Annotated in this window: 14 protein-coding genes and 1 pseudogene; 6 read left to right on the top strand and 9 right to left on the bottom strand. The window is 41.2% G+C overall.

Annotated features, from left to right (window positions below; translation table 11 throughout):
* Nucleotides 1-3 precede the first annotated feature (3 nt).
* On the bottom strand, nt 4-576 hold the full coding sequence (ruvC, locus tag BUA53_RS15660) for a crossover junction endodeoxyribonuclease RuvC (RefSeq protein ID WP_072836341.1): 573 nt from the start codon (nt 574-576) through the stop codon (nt 4-6).
* A 22-nt stretch (nt 577-598) separates the two neighbouring features.
* Between ruvC and BUA53_RS15655 the strand changes: the two genes are divergently transcribed.
* Nucleotides 599-1594: a lysylphosphatidylglycerol synthase domain-containing protein gene (locus BUA53_RS15655; protein WP_175546093.1), complete on the top strand. Its 996-nt coding sequence runs from the start codon at nt 599-601 to the stop codon at nt 1592-1594.
* A 42-nt stretch (nt 1595-1636) separates the two neighbouring features.
* Here the strand turns inward: BUA53_RS15655 and BUA53_RS15650 are convergent, their stop codons facing one another.
* The 5 genes from BUA53_RS15650 to BUA53_RS15630 all read right to left on the bottom strand — a co-directional run bounded on the left by BUA53_RS15650 (nt 1637) and on the right by BUA53_RS15630 (nt 6070).
* Nucleotides 1637-2521 (bottom strand): MBL fold metallo-hydrolase, encoded by an 885-nt coding sequence (locus BUA53_RS15650; RefSeq protein WP_072836340.1) that lies wholly within the window; start codon nt 2519-2521, stop codon nt 1637-1639.
* Nucleotides 2518-3813: an MFS transporter gene (locus tag BUA53_RS15645; protein ID WP_072836339.1), complete on the bottom strand. Its 1296-nt coding sequence runs from the start codon at nt 3811-3813 to the stop codon at nt 2518-2520. The genes BUA53_RS15650 and BUA53_RS15645 overlap by 4 nt, the downstream gene beginning before the upstream one ends.
* A gap of 98 nt (nt 3814-3911) precedes the next feature.
* Nucleotides 3912-4748 (bottom strand): undecaprenyl-diphosphate phosphatase, encoded by an 837-nt coding sequence (locus tag BUA53_RS15640; protein WP_072836338.1) that lies wholly within the window; start codon nt 4746-4748, stop codon nt 3912-3914.
* 14 nt (nt 4749-4762) lie between these two features.
* On the bottom strand, nt 4763-5041 hold the full coding sequence (locus tag BUA53_RS15635) for a DUF3098 domain-containing protein (protein ID WP_072836337.1): 279 nt from the start codon (nt 5039-5041) through the stop codon (nt 4763-4765).
* Between the two features lie 150 nt (nt 5042-5191).
* Entirely contained in the window at nt 5192-6070 is an 879-nt protein-coding gene (locus BUA53_RS15630; protein WP_072836336.1) for a cell division protein FtsX, read from the bottom strand.
* Nucleotides 6071-6316: 246 nt separating this feature from the next.
* Between BUA53_RS15630 and leuS the strand changes: the two genes are divergently transcribed.
* The 3 genes from leuS to BUA53_RS15615 all read left to right on the top strand — a co-directional run bounded on the left by leuS (nt 6317) and on the right by BUA53_RS15615 (nt 10613).
* The gene (gene leuS / locus BUA53_RS15625; protein WP_072836335.1) at nt 6317-9091 is read left to right on the top strand and encodes a leucine--tRNA ligase; all 2775 of its coding nucleotides are present in this window, start codon (nt 6317-6319) and stop codon (nt 9089-9091) included.
* A gap of 108 nt (nt 9092-9199) precedes the next feature.
* Nucleotides 9200-10045 (top strand): endonuclease/exonuclease/phosphatase family protein, encoded by an 846-nt coding sequence (locus BUA53_RS15620; RefSeq protein WP_072836334.1) that lies wholly within the window; start codon nt 9200-9202, stop codon nt 10043-10045.
* A 94-nt stretch (nt 10046-10139) separates the two neighbouring features.
* Nucleotides 10140-10613 carry a hypothetical protein gene (locus BUA53_RS15615; protein WP_072836333.1) on the top strand — a complete coding sequence of 158 codons (474 nt, stop codon included), beginning with the start codon at nt 10140-10142 and terminating at the stop codon, nt 10611-10613.
* A 30-nt stretch (nt 10614-10643) separates the two neighbouring features.
* Here BUA53_RS15615 and BUA53_RS15610 read toward each other — a convergent pair whose 3' ends face one another.
* Both BUA53_RS15610 and BUA53_RS15605 read right to left on the bottom strand, forming a co-directional pair.
* A complete protein-coding gene (locus BUA53_RS15610; protein ID WP_139256466.1) occupies nt 10644-11654 on the bottom strand; it encodes a hypothetical protein in 1011 nt (336 codons plus the stop codon).
* 193 nt (nt 11655-11847) lie between these two features.
* Nucleotides 11848-15096 (bottom strand): S41 family peptidase, encoded by a 3249-nt coding sequence (locus BUA53_RS15605; RefSeq protein ID WP_072836331.1) that lies wholly within the window; start codon nt 15094-15096, stop codon nt 11848-11850.
* Between the two features lie 51 nt (nt 15097-15147).
* On the opposite strand from BUA53_RS15605, the gene BUA53_RS15600 reads away from it, so the two are divergent.
* Nucleotides 15148-15882 (top strand): peptidoglycan DD-metalloendopeptidase family protein, encoded by a 735-nt coding sequence (locus BUA53_RS15600; protein ID WP_072836330.1) that lies wholly within the window; start codon nt 15148-15150, stop codon nt 15880-15882.
* 75 nt (nt 15883-15957) lie between these two features.
* Here BUA53_RS15600 and BUA53_RS15595 read toward each other — a convergent pair whose 3' ends face one another.
* Complete coding sequence (locus BUA53_RS15595; RefSeq protein ID WP_072836329.1) at nt 15958-16620, bottom strand: NADPH-dependent F420 reductase; 663 nt, start codon at nt 16618-16620, stop codon at nt 15958-15960.
* Nucleotides 16621-16948: 328 nt separating this feature from the next.
* Here BUA53_RS15595 and BUA53_RS15590 point away from each other — a divergent pair.
* Nucleotides 16949-17231, top strand: a pseudogene (locus BUA53_RS15590) (hypothetical protein); the annotation flags it as partial.

Raw genomic sequence — 17231 nt, 5'->3', positions numbered from 1 at the left:
CACTTACTGGATTCTTTTTGGATTTTCCCTGGCAAAGGCCTCCCAGCTGGCCTTTTTTGTCTTCTTCACTGTAGTAGTGGATTTCGGCACAGGTACCTTGCTGCCAAAATGATGACAGATAGCAACTGCAAGGGCGTCTGTTGCATCAAAGTATTTTGGTTTATCAGGTAATAAGGTGATACGCTGCAGCATATTCCAAACCTGTTCCTTATCTGCGTTACCATTGCCTGTAATGGATTGTTTGATCTTACGGGGAGAGTACTCTGTTACTGGTATATTCCGATCCATTGCTGCTGCAATGGCAACACCCTGGGCTCGGCCAAGTTTCAGCATACTCTGTACATTCTTACCAAAGAACGGCGCTTCTATAGCACATTCATTGGGATTGAATTTTTCTACCAGCTCCGTAATACGACGGTGAATCTTTTGAAGTCGTTTGTAGTGGTCTAATGTAGATGCCAGCTTTAAAACATCTATCTCCATTACAGTGAAAGTATTGTTGCGGGCTTCAATGACACTGTATCCCATGACAAGGGTTCCCGGATCTATTCCTAATATTATTACTGGCTTTTGCAAGGAGGTGGTTATTTTTACTGCGATGCAGTTGAACAAAAGTATTAAAATCTTTATCAATTACTTTTTTGGTCCTATACTGTTCGCCTGGTTGGCTTTTTCCATCTACAATAATATCAAACACCAGCCTCAATTAGCAGTTTCATGGCAGCAGATACAGGATTCTTTTCACTCTGCTAAGTTTTTTCTGCTACTTGCCACACTGTTACTTGTGTTTGTGAATTGGGCAATAGAAGCATTGAAATGGAGAGCCTCAGTAGCCATGATACAACCCATTGGCTTTTGGCAGGCTTTCAAGGCTGTTCTCTCTGGAGTTACCTTTTCTGTGACCATGCCGAATAGGGTAGGAGAATACCTTGGCAGGGTGCTCTATCTTCCGGAAGGTTCAAGGTTGAAGACAATTTCAGTAACACTGGTAGGTAGCTTTGCTCAATTACTTACAACTCTTTTTGCAGGTGTCATCGGGCTGGTGGTATTAAAAAAGACTTTGCTATATACCTATCCCAACCTGGTGATATGGTACCAGATTGCTTTATATAGTTTAACAGCAATAGTTCTTGTACTTATTCTGATCTATTTCAATGTATCCGCTACGGTGGGCATTTTCAACAAATGGATCAGGAATCAAAAATACCTTTTCCTTGTGGAAGCTTTAAACAGCTTTCACTCAAGGCTATTAATGAAGATCCTGCTGCTTTCTATACTTCGGTATTTTGTCTTTATAGTGCAGTACATCCTCGTATTTTATCTTTTCGAGGTCAATGTTTCGGCGTTTATTATAGGATGGGTCATGAGTGTGGTATTTCTCGCTATGGCCATTGTGCCGTCAATTGCTTTGGTAGAAATTGGAGTGAGGGGCGAAATAAGCCTGAAGTTAATGGGTATGTACTCGGCAAATAGCCTGGGAATAGGCCTGACTTCCATAAGTGTATGGTTGGTTAACCTGGTTATTCCGGCGATTATTGGAAGCCTGTTATTGATGAACATTAAGGTATTTACCAGGAAAGGCAATACCATTTAATTTCTTTTTCAAATAAAGTTGTACTGTCAAGGGCGCCTTTGCTTACAGTTCTTCCAGTTTGAAAGTTCTGCCTGGCCTGATCCCTTTTTCTGTTTGCGTTAGTTCACAACATTCAATAAGAGGATCATGTTCAAAGAACAGTATGTAATTGTTACTGGCAGCTTCGGTTAAAAAGGACTTTTTCTCTTTCAGTGTGGTTAGTGGAAACATATCGTAAGCCATTATGTAGGGCATAGGAATATGACCGGCTGAAGGCAAAAGATCAGCCATGTAAACAATGGTCCTTCCCTTATATTGAAATTGAGGAAGCATCATTGCTTCTGTATGACCATCAACAAATCGAATAGAAATATTTTCAGTAAATAATTCTGAAGGCAGCCTGCCGATTTCCTGGTCAGGTGAAGCAGACTTATTTATAGATGGATAATTAATAAATTGCAATTGCCCGCTTTCTTGTATGGGCAGGATGTTTTCTTTTAAGAACGATGCCTTTTCTCTATCGTTTGGGTAAACTGCCCATTCCCAGTGTTTTTGATTACTCCAATAGGTTGCGTTTTTGAATGCCGGAACCAGTTTGTCACCTACCCGTGAAATGGAACCACCACAATGATCAAAATGTAGATGGGTCAGAAAAACATCTGTAATATCATCCCTGTGAAAACCATGCAATCCAAGGGAAGAATCAAGGGTAGCATCTCCATGTAAATAGTAATGACTGAAGAACTTCTGGTCCTGCTTGTCACCAATACCATTGTCAACCAAAATCAGCCTGTTTCCATCTTCTATCAAAAGACAGCGCATAGCCCAATCGCAGAGATTATTTTCATCTGCCGGATTGATCTTATTCCAGATGGATTTGGGCACTACTCCAAACATTGCCCCGCCATCTAGTTTAAAGTTCCCTGTATTAATAGTATAAAGATTCATATAGCAATACCTGGTTTTCTTACCCTTGTTTGTAAACGGTTCACAAATAACAATAAAATTCCCCCTATTATAAAAAATACCATCAGTGCCATTACTGAGTTTCGCATGCCCCCCAGGAATTCACCTACATACCCAAAGGTAAGCGTCCCAAGGACAAGGCCTATCTTATCACATACATCATAAAAGCTGAAATAGGAAGCTGTATCTTTCGTGGGAGGCAATAATTTGGAATAGGTTGACCTGGACATGGATTGTATGCCACCCATTACCATTCCTACACAAAAGGCCAGCGCATAAAATTGCATGGCTGTTTGAATAAAATAAGCAGAGAGGCATATGCCGATCCAAATGATGATGATGACACCCAGGGTAAACAGATTACTTGTGATCTTAGACAGCCGCGAGAAGATCACAGCGCCTAATATCGCTACCAGCTGGATAATGACTATAGTGATGATCAATTGGGAGGACTCCATTTTCAATTCGTCCGATGCGAAATATGGTGCGAGGTACATAACGGTTTGTACCCCCATATTATAAAAGAAGAAGCTGACAAGAAAGCGTTTGATAATGGGATGGTGGCGAAACTGGTACCACACTTTTTTCAATTCATAAAAGCCATTGATGAATATGCTATGCTGTGGGTTTTGTTGTGAAGCTTTTGATGGGGGTAGTCGGTTAAAAGTGATCTGCGCAAAGCCTGCCCACCAGAGTCCGACGGCAAGAAAGGAAAGTCTAACCGGCCATGCTCCCCAACCCAGGTGCATATTGTCATTCAGTATGATGGCGGTAAGACAGAACACCATTAATAATACACTTCCAATGTAACCCAGCACAAACCCTTTGGCGCTGATTCGGTCCTGGTCTTCTTCAGCAGCTATATCGGGTAAATAAGAATTGTAAAATACAATGCTTCCCGCAAATCCTATGGCACCCAAAATAGCGCTTACAATACCAAAAGTGATCGTTTCTTTGGTCATGAAAGTCAGGCTGACACAGGCTGCTGCACCCAGGTAGCAGAAGAACTTCATGAATGATTTCTTATTGCCTTTATAATCCGCGATGGAGGAAAGAATAGGTGATATAATGGCTATAACAAAAAAGGAAAAGGAGATCATATAAGATGCCAGTGCGGACCTGTCGAATGACCGGCCTAATAAATGAACCCTCTCAGGTGCTATAGCTATGAAATAAGAGGGATAGAGGGCAGATACAACTACAAGTGAATAAGCGCTGTTGGCCCAGTCATACATGGCCCAGGCGTTGATCACTTTCTTGGGAGCAGTTTGCATAATGGCTTCAATTATTCCTTTTCTATAATAAAAGAGGTATTGGTAAAAATAAGAAAGACATCACGAATGATGTCTTTCAAATATTTTGTTGGAAACCTTTAACCAAGGTAACCAGTAAAAATCAGGATAAGAAGCAGTATGCCTACAATGATCCGGTATATACCAAATAGTCTGAAACCATAGGCTTTCAAATAATTGATAAAAAAACGTATAGCCAGCAGGGCCACAACGAATGCCACAATATTTCCAATGGCAAATGCTACCATGTTTTGTTGGCTTTCCATGATCAATTCATAGCCACGTTTTGGGATAGCGCTGCCATGCCATTTCTTTAAAAATAATGAATAAGCAGTGGCGGCAAACATCGTTGGAACGGCAAGGAAAAAAGAGAATTCTGCAGCCAGGTTGCGGGTAAGCTTTTGTTGCATTCCTCCAATAATGGAAGCTGCACTGCGGCTGACGCCTGGTACCATGGCCAGCACCTGCCAACAGCCTATGATAAAAGCATTAGGATAACTGATGTTTTCTTCTTTTTCTATGGTGTGGGCCTTAAAAAAGTTATCAATGAACAACAAAACAATACCCCCTAATAACATGGATATGGCTACTGTAGTAGGGCTTTCCAGCAGTTTGTCTATCTGGTCATTAAACAGAAATCCCAGGACAAGAGCTGGTAAAACACCTACAATTAGTTTAGCGTAGAATTTCCATCCTTCTGCACCTTTAGACAGGGGAGATATGAATCTCTTCCAGTACAATACTACAACGGCCATGATGGCTCCTAACTGGATGGCCACTTCAAATAATTTGGTAAAATCACTTTCACCAATGCCTAATAAGGAACTGGCAATGATCATATGCCCTGTGGAGGAGATAGGCAAAAATTCGGTAAGCCCTTCTACTACGGCTATGATAATAGCTTCAAAAATATTCATCAGGGTATATTGAACTAGCTGTTTTTGGGCTGCCTGAAGATGGCAACGATCTCTATGACAAGTCCTGCTAAAATAATTATAGGTGCAATGGTTATACGGCGTGTACCATATACTTCATTCACATTGAAGACATTGGGATCATCGCTACGACCACCTGCCATCAGTAAGAAACCAATTATCATCACCCCGGCACCTATCAGCATCCAGGTAAAATTGGTCTTTTCAAAAAGCGAACCAATGCCCGACCTTTCCTTCTTAACGGTCGTTGTGGTGGTAGTTCTTTTTTCTTTCATCGGACAAACATAATTAGTTTATTGTTTATAGTTTCTTGTTTTTTGTTAGTCCTAAGGTCTTAAAACCTTTGCATTTTTGGAATTGCCAGCTATTCTCAGAGAGGTAAGCTTTCGAGGCAACCAAAAACAAAAAACAATAAACCAGAAACATTAATATAATTCATCCAGCTTCATGCGCAGGTATTTGAGTACGCTGCGGTAAGTGCTGAATAAAGTAATGGTGATACCTATAATGATTAATAAAAAGAATAATAAAAGCATAGTTGAAGTGGAATGTACCACCTTGATCTCTGGCACCAGGTTGCCCGCTATGGTGATCAGGATATAGATCAGGGTTACGGCAATAACAGCGCTGATAGCCCCATTGATAATAGCCCTGACGTTTAGTGGTCGTGCAATGAACCCACGGGTTGCACCCACCATTTGCATGGTCTTGATCAGGAATCGATTGCTGAACATGGCAAGCCTGATGGTATTATCTATAAGTACAATGACCACAATAGCCAGGATAATGGCAATCACCAATAAAATCAGGCTGATGTTGCGCAGGTTCTTATTCAGGTTGGTTACCAGTTCCTTTGGGTATTGAACATCAGTTACGTAAGCACTTTGGGTCTGCTCGATATTCTTGCGAATAGCCTCAAGTGTATCTACCTGCACATATTCCTTCTTTACATTGAAATAAATGCTGTTAGGTAGAGGATTATAGTCAAGAATCTTATTCCAGTCCTCATTTCCATCTGAAAGGTATTTCTGCCTGGCCATTTCCTTATTGACAAAGCTGTAATTCTTAATATAGGGCTGAGCGGCAAAATATTGCATTAAAGCAATGCTGTCCTTAGCAGGTACATCGCCACGTAAATGAACTTTTACTTCAACATTTTCCCTGAAATAATCTCCCAGTTTGGCGGCATTGATAACCAGCCAGCCCACGAGGCCCAGTAAAAAAAGAACCAGGGTAACCCCGATAATGGACATTACATAGGATGGTTTTCCACGTCTTGCTGCTGCTTTGCTTGATTGAGCCATGCTATCTCTTTGTTTAAGAAGTGAACAAAAATAAAGGTTTGGTGCTTAGCAATGAGGTCAACCCTTTGGTTTTGCAAAGTTTTAAACCCCTGAAAGGGTTATTTTTGCACTCCCTAACGGTTGCCTGCTATTTAATATTGTTACGTCTTTAAGCGTAAATAACAAAGTTTTGATAAATGAACCTGTGGACCTATAAGGTTCTTTTTTTAAATCCCTGAGCAACTATAGACAAAAAGTAAATGATCAATGGAGTATAAATTCAGAGATATTGAGCAGAAATGGCAGAAGACATGGACGGAACAGGAAGTATATAAAGTTCCGAATGACACCACGAAGCCAAAATATTATGTATTGGATATGTTTCCCTATCCAAGTGGCGCAGGCTTGCACGTTGGACATCCATTAGGATATATTGCCTCTGATATTTTTGCCCGCTATAAGAGATTGAAAGGATTCAATGTGCTGCATCCCATGGGCTATGACGCTTTTGGTTTGCCTGCAGAACAATATGCCATTGAACATGGGGTGCACCCTGCCGTAAGTACTGCAAAGAATATTAAAACCTTTAGGAGCCAACTCGATAAGATAGGCTTTTGCTTTGACTGGAGCCGGGAAGTCAACACTTCTCAACCAGGATATTATAAATGGACCCAGTGGATCTTTCTGCAGTTATTTAAAAGCTGGTATAACCGCCTTAATGATAAAGCTGAACCCATAGACCAACTGGTAGCCATTTTTGAGGACAATGGTAACAGGGACCATCCCATTCCTGATAATAACTTCCAGATACCGGATTATCCACACGTAACTTTTACTGCTGAAGCCTGGAATAGTTTTCCGGAAAAGACAAAGCAAGCCATACTTATGGAATACAGGTTGGCATATTGTGGTGTTGGAGAGGTGAACTGGTGTGAAGCCCTGGGTACTGTATTGGCTAATGATGAAGTGGTGAATGGTGTAAGTGAGCGGGGAGGATATCCAGTTGTTAAAAAGAAGCTCCGCCAATGGTACCTGCGCATTACAGAATATGCCGATCGTTTACTGAAAGGACTGGAAACTGTTGATTTCAGTGATGCCATGAAAGAAATGCAAAGCAACTGGATCGGCAAGAGTAGTGGCGCGGAAATGGACTTTGCTATTGCAGGACACCAGGATGATGTTTTGCGCGTTTATACAACAAGGCCTGATACCATTTTTGGAGTAGACTTTATGGTAATTGCTCCGGAACATGAATTGGTCGAACGCATTACAACTACAGAACAAAAGAAGCAGGTAGAAGAATATATTGCTTATGTCAAAAGCCGAAGCGAGAGAGAACGCATGGCAGAGAAAAAGATAAGTGGTGTATTTACCGGGGCATATGCAGTCAATCCATTTGATGGCAAGCAGATACCAGTATGGATATCTGAATATGTTTTAGCCGGTTATGGCACCGGGGCCATCATGGCAGTTCCCAGCGGAGATGAACGGGATCATAAGTTTGCCCGGTATTTCAACCTTCCCATCACCAACATCATTGGCGATGCTTACAATGGTGAAGAAGCCAATCCTACCAAGGATGTAAAGTTAAGCAACAGCGGTTTCCTTGATGGAATGGTTATGCGTGATGCTATTGACGTGGTGATCAATAAGCTGGAGGAAATGGGAATAGGTAAACGTCATGTAAACTATAAAATGAGGGATGCTGCGTTTAGCCGCCAGCGTTATTGGGGCGAACCATTTCCAATAAAATGGATCGATGGTATTGCCTATCCACTTGAAGAAAATGAATTGCCCCTGGAGCTTCCTTTTGTTGAATCTTACAAGCCAGGGCCTGAGGGCGAGGGTCCATTGGCCAACATACCCGAATGGACGAACAGGCACCTGGAAACCAATACCATGCCTGGCTATGCAGGTTCCTCCTGGTATTTCCTCAGGTATATGGACCCGCACAATGAGCAAACGTTTTGTGATAAAAAATGGAGCGATTACTGGCGCCAGGTGGACCTGTATGTAGGAGGAACAGAGCATGCTGTGGGACACCTGCTGTATAGCCGCATGTGGACCAAGGCACTTTATGACCTGGGTTATCTCAGCTTTGATGAACCTTTCAAGAAGTTATTAAACCAGGGCATGATACAGGGTTCATCCCGTTTTGTTTACCGTGTGCATGGTACCAACCAGTTTGTATCAGCCGGTCTTAAAGATCAATATGAAACTGATGATCTTCATGTGGATGTTACCATTGTAGATGGTGTGGAACTGGATATGGAAGCTTTTAAATCATTAAAGCCGGAGTATGCCGAAGCCACATTTATCCTGGAGAATGGAAAATATATCTGCGGTTCAGAAGTGGAGAAGATGAGTAAGAGCAAGGTGAATACCGTCAACCCGGATCATATTGTTGAACGTTATGGTGCAGATACATTCCGTATGTATGAAATGTTCCTGGGCCCTGTGGAAATGAGTAAGCCCTGGGATATGAAAGGAATAGAAGGGGTGCACCGTTTTCTTAAAAAACTGTGGCGCCTGTTTTTTGATGAGCAAAAGGGCAACCTTGTAACAACAGGTAAAGCTACAGCTGAAGAATTAAAGGTCCTTCATCGTACCATTCGAAAAATAGAAGAAGATACAGAGCGCTTTTCTTATAATACCGCAGTCAGTGCGTTCATGGTTTGTGTAAATGAGTTAACAGATTTGAAATGTCATAAGCAGGAAATTCTTGAACCACTGCTGGTCTTATTGACGCCTTATGCGCCTCATATCAGTGAAGAGTTGTGGCACCAGGTTGGGCATAGCACCACCATATTGGATGCTGCGTTTCCGAAATTTGAACCTAAATATGTAATGGAAACCACGAAAGAGTATCCTGTTTCTATCAATGGTAAAATGCGTACCCAGATAGTACTTGATCTCAATGCTACGCAGGAAGAAGTGCAGCAAATAGTACTGGATAACCCTGTTATTCAAAAATGGATGGAGGGCAAGGTGCTGAAGAAATTCATTTTTGTAAAAGGGAAAATGGTGAATGTGGTCATATAACTGTGAGTGGAAGTGTATATGCTTATCGAATGAAAGCCGCTGAATGTACTAGTTGTTAAGTTTTATTTTTAATCTCTGCCATATTGTTATAATCTGAATTTAATTGCTATGAAAAGATCAATCGCTTTTGTAATTTCTATTTGTTGTATCCTATCCACGCAGGCACAATCACTAAATCTAATGACCTTCAATATCAGGCTGAATGTTGCCTCAGATAGTTTGAATGCCTGGCCCTACAGAAAAGATAAGGTTGCTTCCCAGATACTGTTCCATGATGCCAATATTGTTGGTGTGCAGGAAGCCCTGTATGACCAGATGATGGATCTGCAGGCAAGGCTTTACAGATATAAATATGTAGGTGTTGGCAGGGAAGATGGCAAAGAAAAAGGAGAGTTCTCTGCAATTTTTTACGACACTGCCCGCCTTCAATTATTACAATCACAGACCTTCTGGCTTTCTGAGCAACCTACTGTTCCGGGTAGCAAAGGGTGGGATGCTGCCATCACAAGGATAGTTACCTGGGCAAAATTTAAAGACCGGAAGACGAAAAAACAGTTCTATGCATTCAATACCCACTTTGATCACATGGGTAAAATTGCACGCCGGGAAAGCGCAAAGCTCTTATTAAAAAAAGTGAAGGAAATAGCTGGCTTTTATCCAGTGGTGGTCACAGGTGATTTTAATTCAAAACCTTCCGATGAACCGATACAGGTAATTACTGATCCGAATAATGCTGACCACCTGGTAAACTCAAAGTTCATTAGCGCTACTGAACATTATGGACCCACAGGGACTTTCAATGGCTTTAAATCAAGGGAAACAGACGATGAACCCATTGACTATATATTTCTTAAAAATGGTGGAAGGGTATTAAAGCATGCAACACTTTCTCAAAGCTGGGAAGGCCGTTTTTCTTCCGACCACTTTCCTGTATTTGCAAGAATAAGTTTTTGATGAGCTTATGGCTTTCATCATAAAGATCCACACTCCTGGTGTGGATCTTTTGTTATAGGAATGATAGTTGTGCATTATAATTAAATTATGATCTATGGCTCATCCGAACCTTGCGTTGATACAGGCTTTACGCCAGGCCTCTGTTAATCTTAGGAACAATATGCCTTATGCCTGGGGCCATCATGGGGCATGCAATTGCGGACATATATTGCAGGTGGTTACTCATTTAAGTAAGGAAGAGATATTGGAATATGCTCAAACTGGCATTGGGGAGTGGACTGAGATAGCCAGTGGATGGTGTGAAACAACAAGCTTACCTGTAGATATGCTTATTTCCAGGCTTGAAGCCATGGGACTAACGGCAACGGATATTCATAACCTCGAATACCTGCAGGATAGAAAAATATTGGAAAAACTTCCCGGGGGAATGCGTTGGTTACAAAAAAATAAAAGGGCAGATGTGGTCTTATACTTCGAAACCATGGCCAATGTTCTGGAAGAAATGTTGATCTGCAGTATACAAATCCCAAAGCTGGACCATAGTACACTCCAGTTGGAAAATACCTAACCCTTCATCAACAAAAATCAGCTTACTTATTTATTGTTTCACCAACCGTATCATGGCACTGCTATTTTCTGTGCTGGCCAATTTAGCCTCATACCTTTTGTCGCCAACAATAGCAACCATATAAGATGTATTAGGGGGTATGGATCCTAAATTCTCCGCTACCATTGTCAGCTCATTAGTGTCAGACAATTCCTTCACGGGCAGCTTAATAGAATATGCCTTGTCGGTTAACCGGATATGAGTGAAAAGTAATTTAGCATTCAGGAATAAGGAAATAGAATCACCATCCACTTCCGCATTATCATAAAACCTTAATTCCACAGAATCGCCTTCCACAGGAATGTCCGCAGTAAACACCTTGTCCCTGGAAATATATTTTTCTTCTATGGTTAGTGGTTTTATCTCTGGGGCGATGACGGGTGTAGGCTTAGTTGGTACAGAAGTCATACCAGGCATAAGCACAGGCAGCACTTCTTCTTTTTTATTTTCTATCACCACAGGTTCCTCATGAGGTCTGATGTAAGGTGTAAACGCTATCAGGAAAACGCTGTCAATGATGTCCGGGTCATTAGCTCCTATGGTGTAATTATCCACTACATAATCCCATTCATCCGGAAACAGTGGATCGTTTACTTTACTTAAGGCTACAATGCCGTTCTTTAATTCAGGCTTTATTTTGGGAGATGACTTACCATCCAGGAACATTTCTCCACCGCCGGGACAATTAAAATCAGCTTCTGAAATCAGTGGAGTTCTGGAAGAACCACCTAACGGTTTACTTCCTTTGTCATCTATCAATTGGTCGTCCCACCATATAACACTGTTATTATTAGGATCGAAATATCCCTTGATGCTATACCGCCTGTAATTTTTGGAAGACTCGTAATAATACGAGGTGCCGGTGAGGCTATCTCCTTTTTGAATGATCTTTACCTCTACATTTTTCCTGTCAATCTTTCCTTTCCATACACCAGTTACCTGCTGTGCGCTGCCAGAAAAGACAATAAGCATTAGTGTAAAAAGTGAGACTATGCGATTCATAAAGGTGTTTTCAAGGTGTATGGATGTATTAACGGAAAAAGATAATAATAATTGCCTGGTTACAACTGCTTTTCTATGGTCTGTAGTGGTTATTACCTATAGCATAAAAATAGTGGTTTTACTAAGTCATATCATTGGCTGTGAAATAACTGACCTAATAAAAAGCCCCGGTTTTAACCGGGGCTTTTTTCTTTTAAAAATCCTTCTTTTTATTCTTGATCTCTTCGAGCATTTCTTTAACAGCTCTTTCCAATTGAGGGTCTTTGCCGCTTAAAATAGATTTGTAATCATTGACCACTTTAATGTCAGGCTCCAACTGTAGATTTTCGGTAGGTCTTTTTTCCTTTCCAATGGTTGCTACCATTGGTATCCCAAATACTAATGTTGGATCTATTTGTGTTTCCCACCAAACCGCCGTTCCTGTACCAGGCACAGGCATGCCAATGGTTTTTCCAATGCCCAAACTTTTATAGGCATAAGGAAATATAAAGGCATCTGAATAATTGCTCTCACTCATCAACACTGTTGAAGGTGCCGTCCATTTGTTGAATGGTTCTGATGATTTGATCTGCGTTCCCTGTGGTGCCATTCCCAGGTATTTTTTGCCACTCAGGAAAGTTACCAGGTCATCGTGCAGCCAACCACCTCCGTTAAAACGGGTATCTACAATGAGCGCTTCTTTATTACCTTCTTTGCCCAACACATCTTCATAAGTAGATCGGTAACTGGCATCGTTCATTCCCTGTACATGCACATAACCAACTTTACCCCCGGATAACTGTTCCACTTTTTTGCGGTTATTGCTTACCCATCTGTCATAGAGCAGGTTTTGTTCCTCGCCCTGTGATATGGGCTTGGTTGTTTCATCCCAGCGCTGTTTGGTTTCAGGATCATAAAGACTTAGTAGAATATTCTTACCTGTTTTACGGTTGAGCAAACGGGCCCAGTCAAAGCTATTGTTGATGGCTTCATCATCTATCTTTTCAATGATCACGCCTTTTCTAATCTTGGTTTTGGCATTGATAAATGGCCCACCTTCCAATACTTCCATCACCTTGAGTCCATTGCCTTCATACGTGTCGTCATACAGCATTCCCAGGCTGGCAGTGGCATCGCCATTCTGAACTTGTGGAGAATAACGACCTCCAGTATGCGAAGCATTTAGTTCGCCAAGAAACTCGCTTAATAATTCCTGGAAATCATAATTGTTATTTATGTACGGCAGGAATTTGGCATAAGCTGAATGATAATCGTTCCATTTAACACCGCCAAGATTTGGATCATAAAACTTCTTCGTTACCTGTCTCCAGGTATGGTCAAATATATAAGCCCTTTCTTCTGTTGCTTTTAATACCATTTCTCCATTTACTGTTACAGGAGATACCTTGCCACTTTCAGCGTCCACCTTCATGATCTTTCCATCACTTACCACAAATAGATTTTTACCATCTGCAGTCAGGCTCATGCCAGCAGGTCCTCCGTCTAATTTGGCAACCAGCTTTGTTTCTTTTGTCCGGGGATTTGTCATCCATAGATCATAACCTTTTTCCATGCGCGCCATGAAGAAAAGTTTCTCCCCATCATTACTAAGAATATAGTCGGATATGTTGCCAGAGTTAATAGTAAGCCTCAGTTTGCGATGGTCCAGCCCTTCAATGAGGGGCTGCAAGCTTTTACCGGGAGGATTGATCTTAAGATTGCTATCCTTTTTAAGCGCTTCCTTATCCTTATCTTCTTTTTCTTTTAACAGGCTGAATTCATCTTTGTTTAATTTGAATTTATCATAAGCTTCCTGGTCAAAGAACATGGCGTATACATCCACTTCACGCTCACCTTGCATAGCCAGTGGTTTTTTCCCATTGCGGTCTGTCATCCATAATAAAGCCTTGCCTCCGAATGCCCACTTGGCCTGAGCATCTGAAAAGCCGCTTTGAGTAAGGTTTATTCTTTCTCCTGAGCCATCAGCTTTCATTAACGCCACTTCCGATGAAGGCCAGCGACCTTCCGCTGAGTTAAAAGCGATCCATTTGCCATCAGGCGACCAGGTATAATACTGATCACCATCTGCATAGGAAAAATTGACTCCTTTAGGGACAATGGTCCTGCTCTTTTTAGTAGCCAGGTTGTAGATCTTTAAAATATTTCTTTCTTCCAGGTAGGCGATCTCTTTTCCATCAGGCGAAACCTCTGGTTGAAATTCTTCTGCTTCAGTGGCAATGACAGGTTCCTCTTTGATAACAGTGGAGGTATAGAAATAAGGTTCTTCTTTTCTTTCAATAGAAGCTTTATAAATGTCCCAGCTATTGCCTCTTTCTGAAGCGTAATACAGTGAACGTCCGTCAGGGCTGAATTCAACTGTTCTTTCCTGTGCAGGGGTGTTCGTGATTCGCTTGGTAATGCCTCCTTCTACAGAAGTTACAAACACTTCTCCTCTTACAACAAAGGCTACTTCCTTGCCATTTGGCGATAAGACTGTTTGGGTGACATTTGAATTGACGGGTAATATCTTATCATCATTGCCCCTTGTATCATTGTTGATAGTAATGGATACTTTTTGTGGTTCTGAGCCTTCTTTCAAAGTATATATTTCACCATTGTAAGTAAAGCAAAGAAGGCCATCAGCCGACCTGCTTAAAAATCGTACAGGGTGTTCTTTAAAATGCGAAAGCTGTGTCATGGTGCTTCCACCAGCTACGCTGGCTTTATAAATATTTTGTGTGCTGCCTTCTTTTTCACTTAGAAAATAAAAGCTGTTATCATCATTACCCCAAACAGGATTGCGGTCTTCTCCTTCAAAACTGGATACCTGTATATATTCATCCTTCTTTGTATCATATACCCAAACATCCCTCGTCACTGAAGAAGTATGGTGTTTGCGATAGGCATCTTCATAGCCCTTGCGGTCCTGGAAAATCAGTTTATCACCACTGTTGTTGAAGCGGGCAAATTCTGCACCTGCAGAATTGAATAATACTGAACGGCCACCTGTTACGGGCACTTCATAAAGTTTCAGGAAAAGGTTCCGCTGCGGAAAGCGTGCAGACGTATAGATATCATTCCTGTTGGTGCCAAACAATACCGATTTATTATCTACCGTAAAATCATATGGATAATCATTTGCTGAATTGTACGTGAGGCGTTTTGCTTCTCCCCCGGTTGCCGGCATTATATACACATCAAAGTTTCCATAGCGGTCAGAAGCAAACGCAATCCATTTGCCATCATGACTCCATACAGGCATATAATCATATGCTTCATGAATGGTCAGGGGGTAGGCTTCTCCACCTGTGGCAGGGACCTTATAAAGATCACCTTTATAACTAAATACAATCGTTTTCCCATCAGGCGAAAGGGAAGGATACCTCATCCACAGGGGCGTGTTTTGGGCATAACCGGCCAGGCTGAAGACCATGGCAGCCAACGCAATCCATCTTTTCATCATACAGTTGTTTAATTTTATTGTAAGAATACTAAATTATCAACTTAACAGTATATGAATTCCATGATTTGGGAAGAACGGTTAAAAGCATACAGGACACAGTTTTCCCCCATTGTGCCTTATGAGAAGAGTGATAAGTTATTATTGATGGATTTTACCGCGGAGAATAAGGAATTGAATGAGGAAATGGTCAAAGACACAGAACGATTTACAAAGTATATTAATAATCTTTTGAGTGCGGCAGGTGCCCGCTATGGTATTGGTGGCTATAATGAGTGCAGGACCATTTATTCCAGAAGTGATTTATTTGATAAAAGCCGACCTGTCGTAAATGAATTGCAGCACCAGGTTGTGGATACAAAAGAAGAACCGAGGTGCATACACCTCGGGGTAGATATTTGGGGGAAGCCCTATACCAAGGTAATAGCACCATTGGATGGTATCGTGCATAGTTTTGCTTTTAATAATGGTTTTGGTGATTATGGCGCCACTATCATCCTCACCCATAATATGGAAGGAAATACCTTTCATACATTGTATGGACACCTTAGCCTGAACTCCATCAAAAACATCCAGGAGGGAGACAGGGTAAAAGCAGGCGACGTATTCGCTGAGTTTGGGATTCCCTTTGAAAATGGACAATGGCCCCCACATTTACATTTCCAGGTGATCATAGATATGGAAGGCAGAAAGGGCGACTATCCTGGGGTATGTGCCCCATCGGAAAAAGAAAAGTATTTGAATAATTGTCCTGACCCCGAATTGTTGCTAAACTTAAATAAACAGTAGTCTTTAAATATTATCTACCCATAATTGGTTAATGTAGCATGTGATAGTAAGCAGGTATTATAGCAGAAAGCCTGTTTATTTTACTATTTTGAAGTTGAACAGCGGCGTTCCCAACGACCTGTATACCAAAACCCAAAAGGGAACGATAGCCTCAACAGCCCTGGCTGATTCTATTCCTCCAAGGTCAATGATCTTGTCAGCTTTCCAGTAAAAATTGTCTGCAAGAAACTTCCTGACCTTATTCTTTGCTTCCATATCATTCCCACACATGAAAAGATTATGGTCTGCCTTATTTACTTCCCTGGCATCGACCATTAATTTATAGTTTACTGTATTTAATGTTTTCACTACAAATGAACCAGGCATGGCTTTTTGAATTTCCTCGCCCAATGAGTTGGAATTTCCCAGCCCTTCAACGATCTGTGGGGGTAACCCTTTTGTAAAGTCTAAAGGATTGGTGATATCAACTATGATCTTACCATCAACATTTTCTTTATTTACGGTACTTATTGCCTGTAATGCATTTGTACCATTGAGGCAAAGGAAAAGCAATTCCCCAAATGCAGCAGCGTCATTAAAATTACCCTGGGAGGCATGTTCATTTGAATTTTCTACCCATTCTGCAGCCTTTTTATTGTTTTGTGTACGGCTGCCCATCATCACGTCATAACCTCTTTCTACTAAAGCTGATGCTATTGCTTCTCCAACAGCTCCTGTTCCTAAGACACCTATTTTCATGGTTTGGTGGTTGATTTATTTTAATAAAGAAATCAGTTAATTGTAATCATTAATGAGGTACTCATTCCAATCAAAAGATACGGCAAAAACTTTCAAATTATGGTTAGGGTTCCAACTTCGTTTTTACCAGCTTGTTGTAAATAGTCATTTAAAATGTCCAGAAAAGTGTAAGTATTATCATTCACTGACTATTATGCCTGGTGGGGAATTCGGGAGGGATGCATTGTAAAATCAAAGATTTCGACTTATTTCCCAAATACAACCTACTAAGCCCTGGATTTCTTATTGTCTCGTTCCAGAAAAAGTTTACAGACAAACTGTCAATTTTATGGAAAGGTTCATTAAAAAACACGGCAAGCGGTGGGTATGGAGTCCAACTTTTAAGATGCATGTAGCAAGGACTGTTCTGGATAAGGGTTTATCTTACCTGGAGGCAGCAGAGCTATTTAATATTAAGCGGGTAAAAACTGTTGGTGAATGGGTTAAGCAGTTTCGTAAGGAACTTGCAGGTTCAAATGCTATCGACATGGTTACTCAGTCCTCCCCAACTGGTGCTGTGGATCTTTCATTATCTGATCACATCACTGAGCTACAAAGGTCATTGGATAACG

The sequence above is a fragment of the Flavisolibacter ginsengisoli DSM 18119 genome, from assembly GCF_900129295.1.
In the GTDB taxonomy this organism is placed as follows: Bacteria; Bacteroidota; Bacteroidia; order Chitinophagales; family Chitinophagaceae; genus Flavisolibacter; species Flavisolibacter ginsengisoli.
Note: the sequence above shows the minus strand (reverse complement) of the source record. Positions and strands in the feature narration are given on the sequence as shown.

Bases quoted from the DNA above. Each gene is read 5' to 3' on its own strand.
- BUA53_RS15655 (WP_175546093.1), top strand. From the start codon at position 599: ATGCAGTTGAACAAAAGTATTAAAATCTTTATCAATTACTTTTTTGGT.
- BUA53_RS15650 (WP_072836340.1), bottom strand. From the start codon at position 2,521: ATGAATCTTTATACTATTAATACAGGGAACTTTAAACTAGATGGCGGG.
- BUA53_RS15645 (WP_072836339.1), bottom strand. From the start codon at position 3,813: ATGCAAACTGCTCCCAAGAAAGTGATCAACGCCTGGGCCATGTATGAC.
- BUA53_RS15640 (WP_072836338.1), bottom strand. From the start codon at position 4,748: ATGAATATTTTTGAAGCTATTATCATAGCCGTAGTAGAAGGGCTTACC.
- BUA53_RS15635 (WP_072836337.1), bottom strand. From the start codon at position 5,041: ATGAAAGAAAAAAGAACTACCACCACAACGACCGTTAAGAAGGAAAGG.
- BUA53_RS15630 (WP_072836336.1), bottom strand. From the start codon at position 6,070: ATGGCTCAATCAAGCAAAGCAGCAGCAAGACGTGGAAAACCATCCTAT.
- leuS (WP_072836335.1), top strand. From the start codon at position 6,317: ATGGAGTATAAATTCAGAGATATTGAGCAGAAATGGCAGAAGACATGG.
- BUA53_RS15620 (WP_072836334.1), top strand. From the start codon at position 9,200: ATGAAAAGATCAATCGCTTTTGTAATTTCTATTTGTTGTATCCTATCC.
- BUA53_RS15615 (WP_072836333.1), top strand. From the start codon at position 10,140: ATGGCTCATCCGAACCTTGCGTTGATACAGGCTTTACGCCAGGCCTCT.
- BUA53_RS15610 (WP_139256466.1), bottom strand. From the start codon at position 11,654: ATGAATCGCATAGTCTCACTTTTTACACTAATGCTTATTGTCTTTTCT.
- BUA53_RS15605 (WP_072836331.1), bottom strand. From the start codon at position 15,096: ATGATGAAAAGATGGATTGCGTTGGCTGCCATGGTCTTCAGCCTGGCC.
- BUA53_RS15600 (WP_072836330.1), top strand. From the start codon at position 15,148: ATGAATTCCATGATTTGGGAAGAACGGTTAAAAGCATACAGGACACAG.
- BUA53_RS15595 (WP_072836329.1), bottom strand. From the start codon at position 16,620: ATGAAAATAGGTGTCTTAGGAACAGGAGCTGTTGGAGAAGCAATAGCA.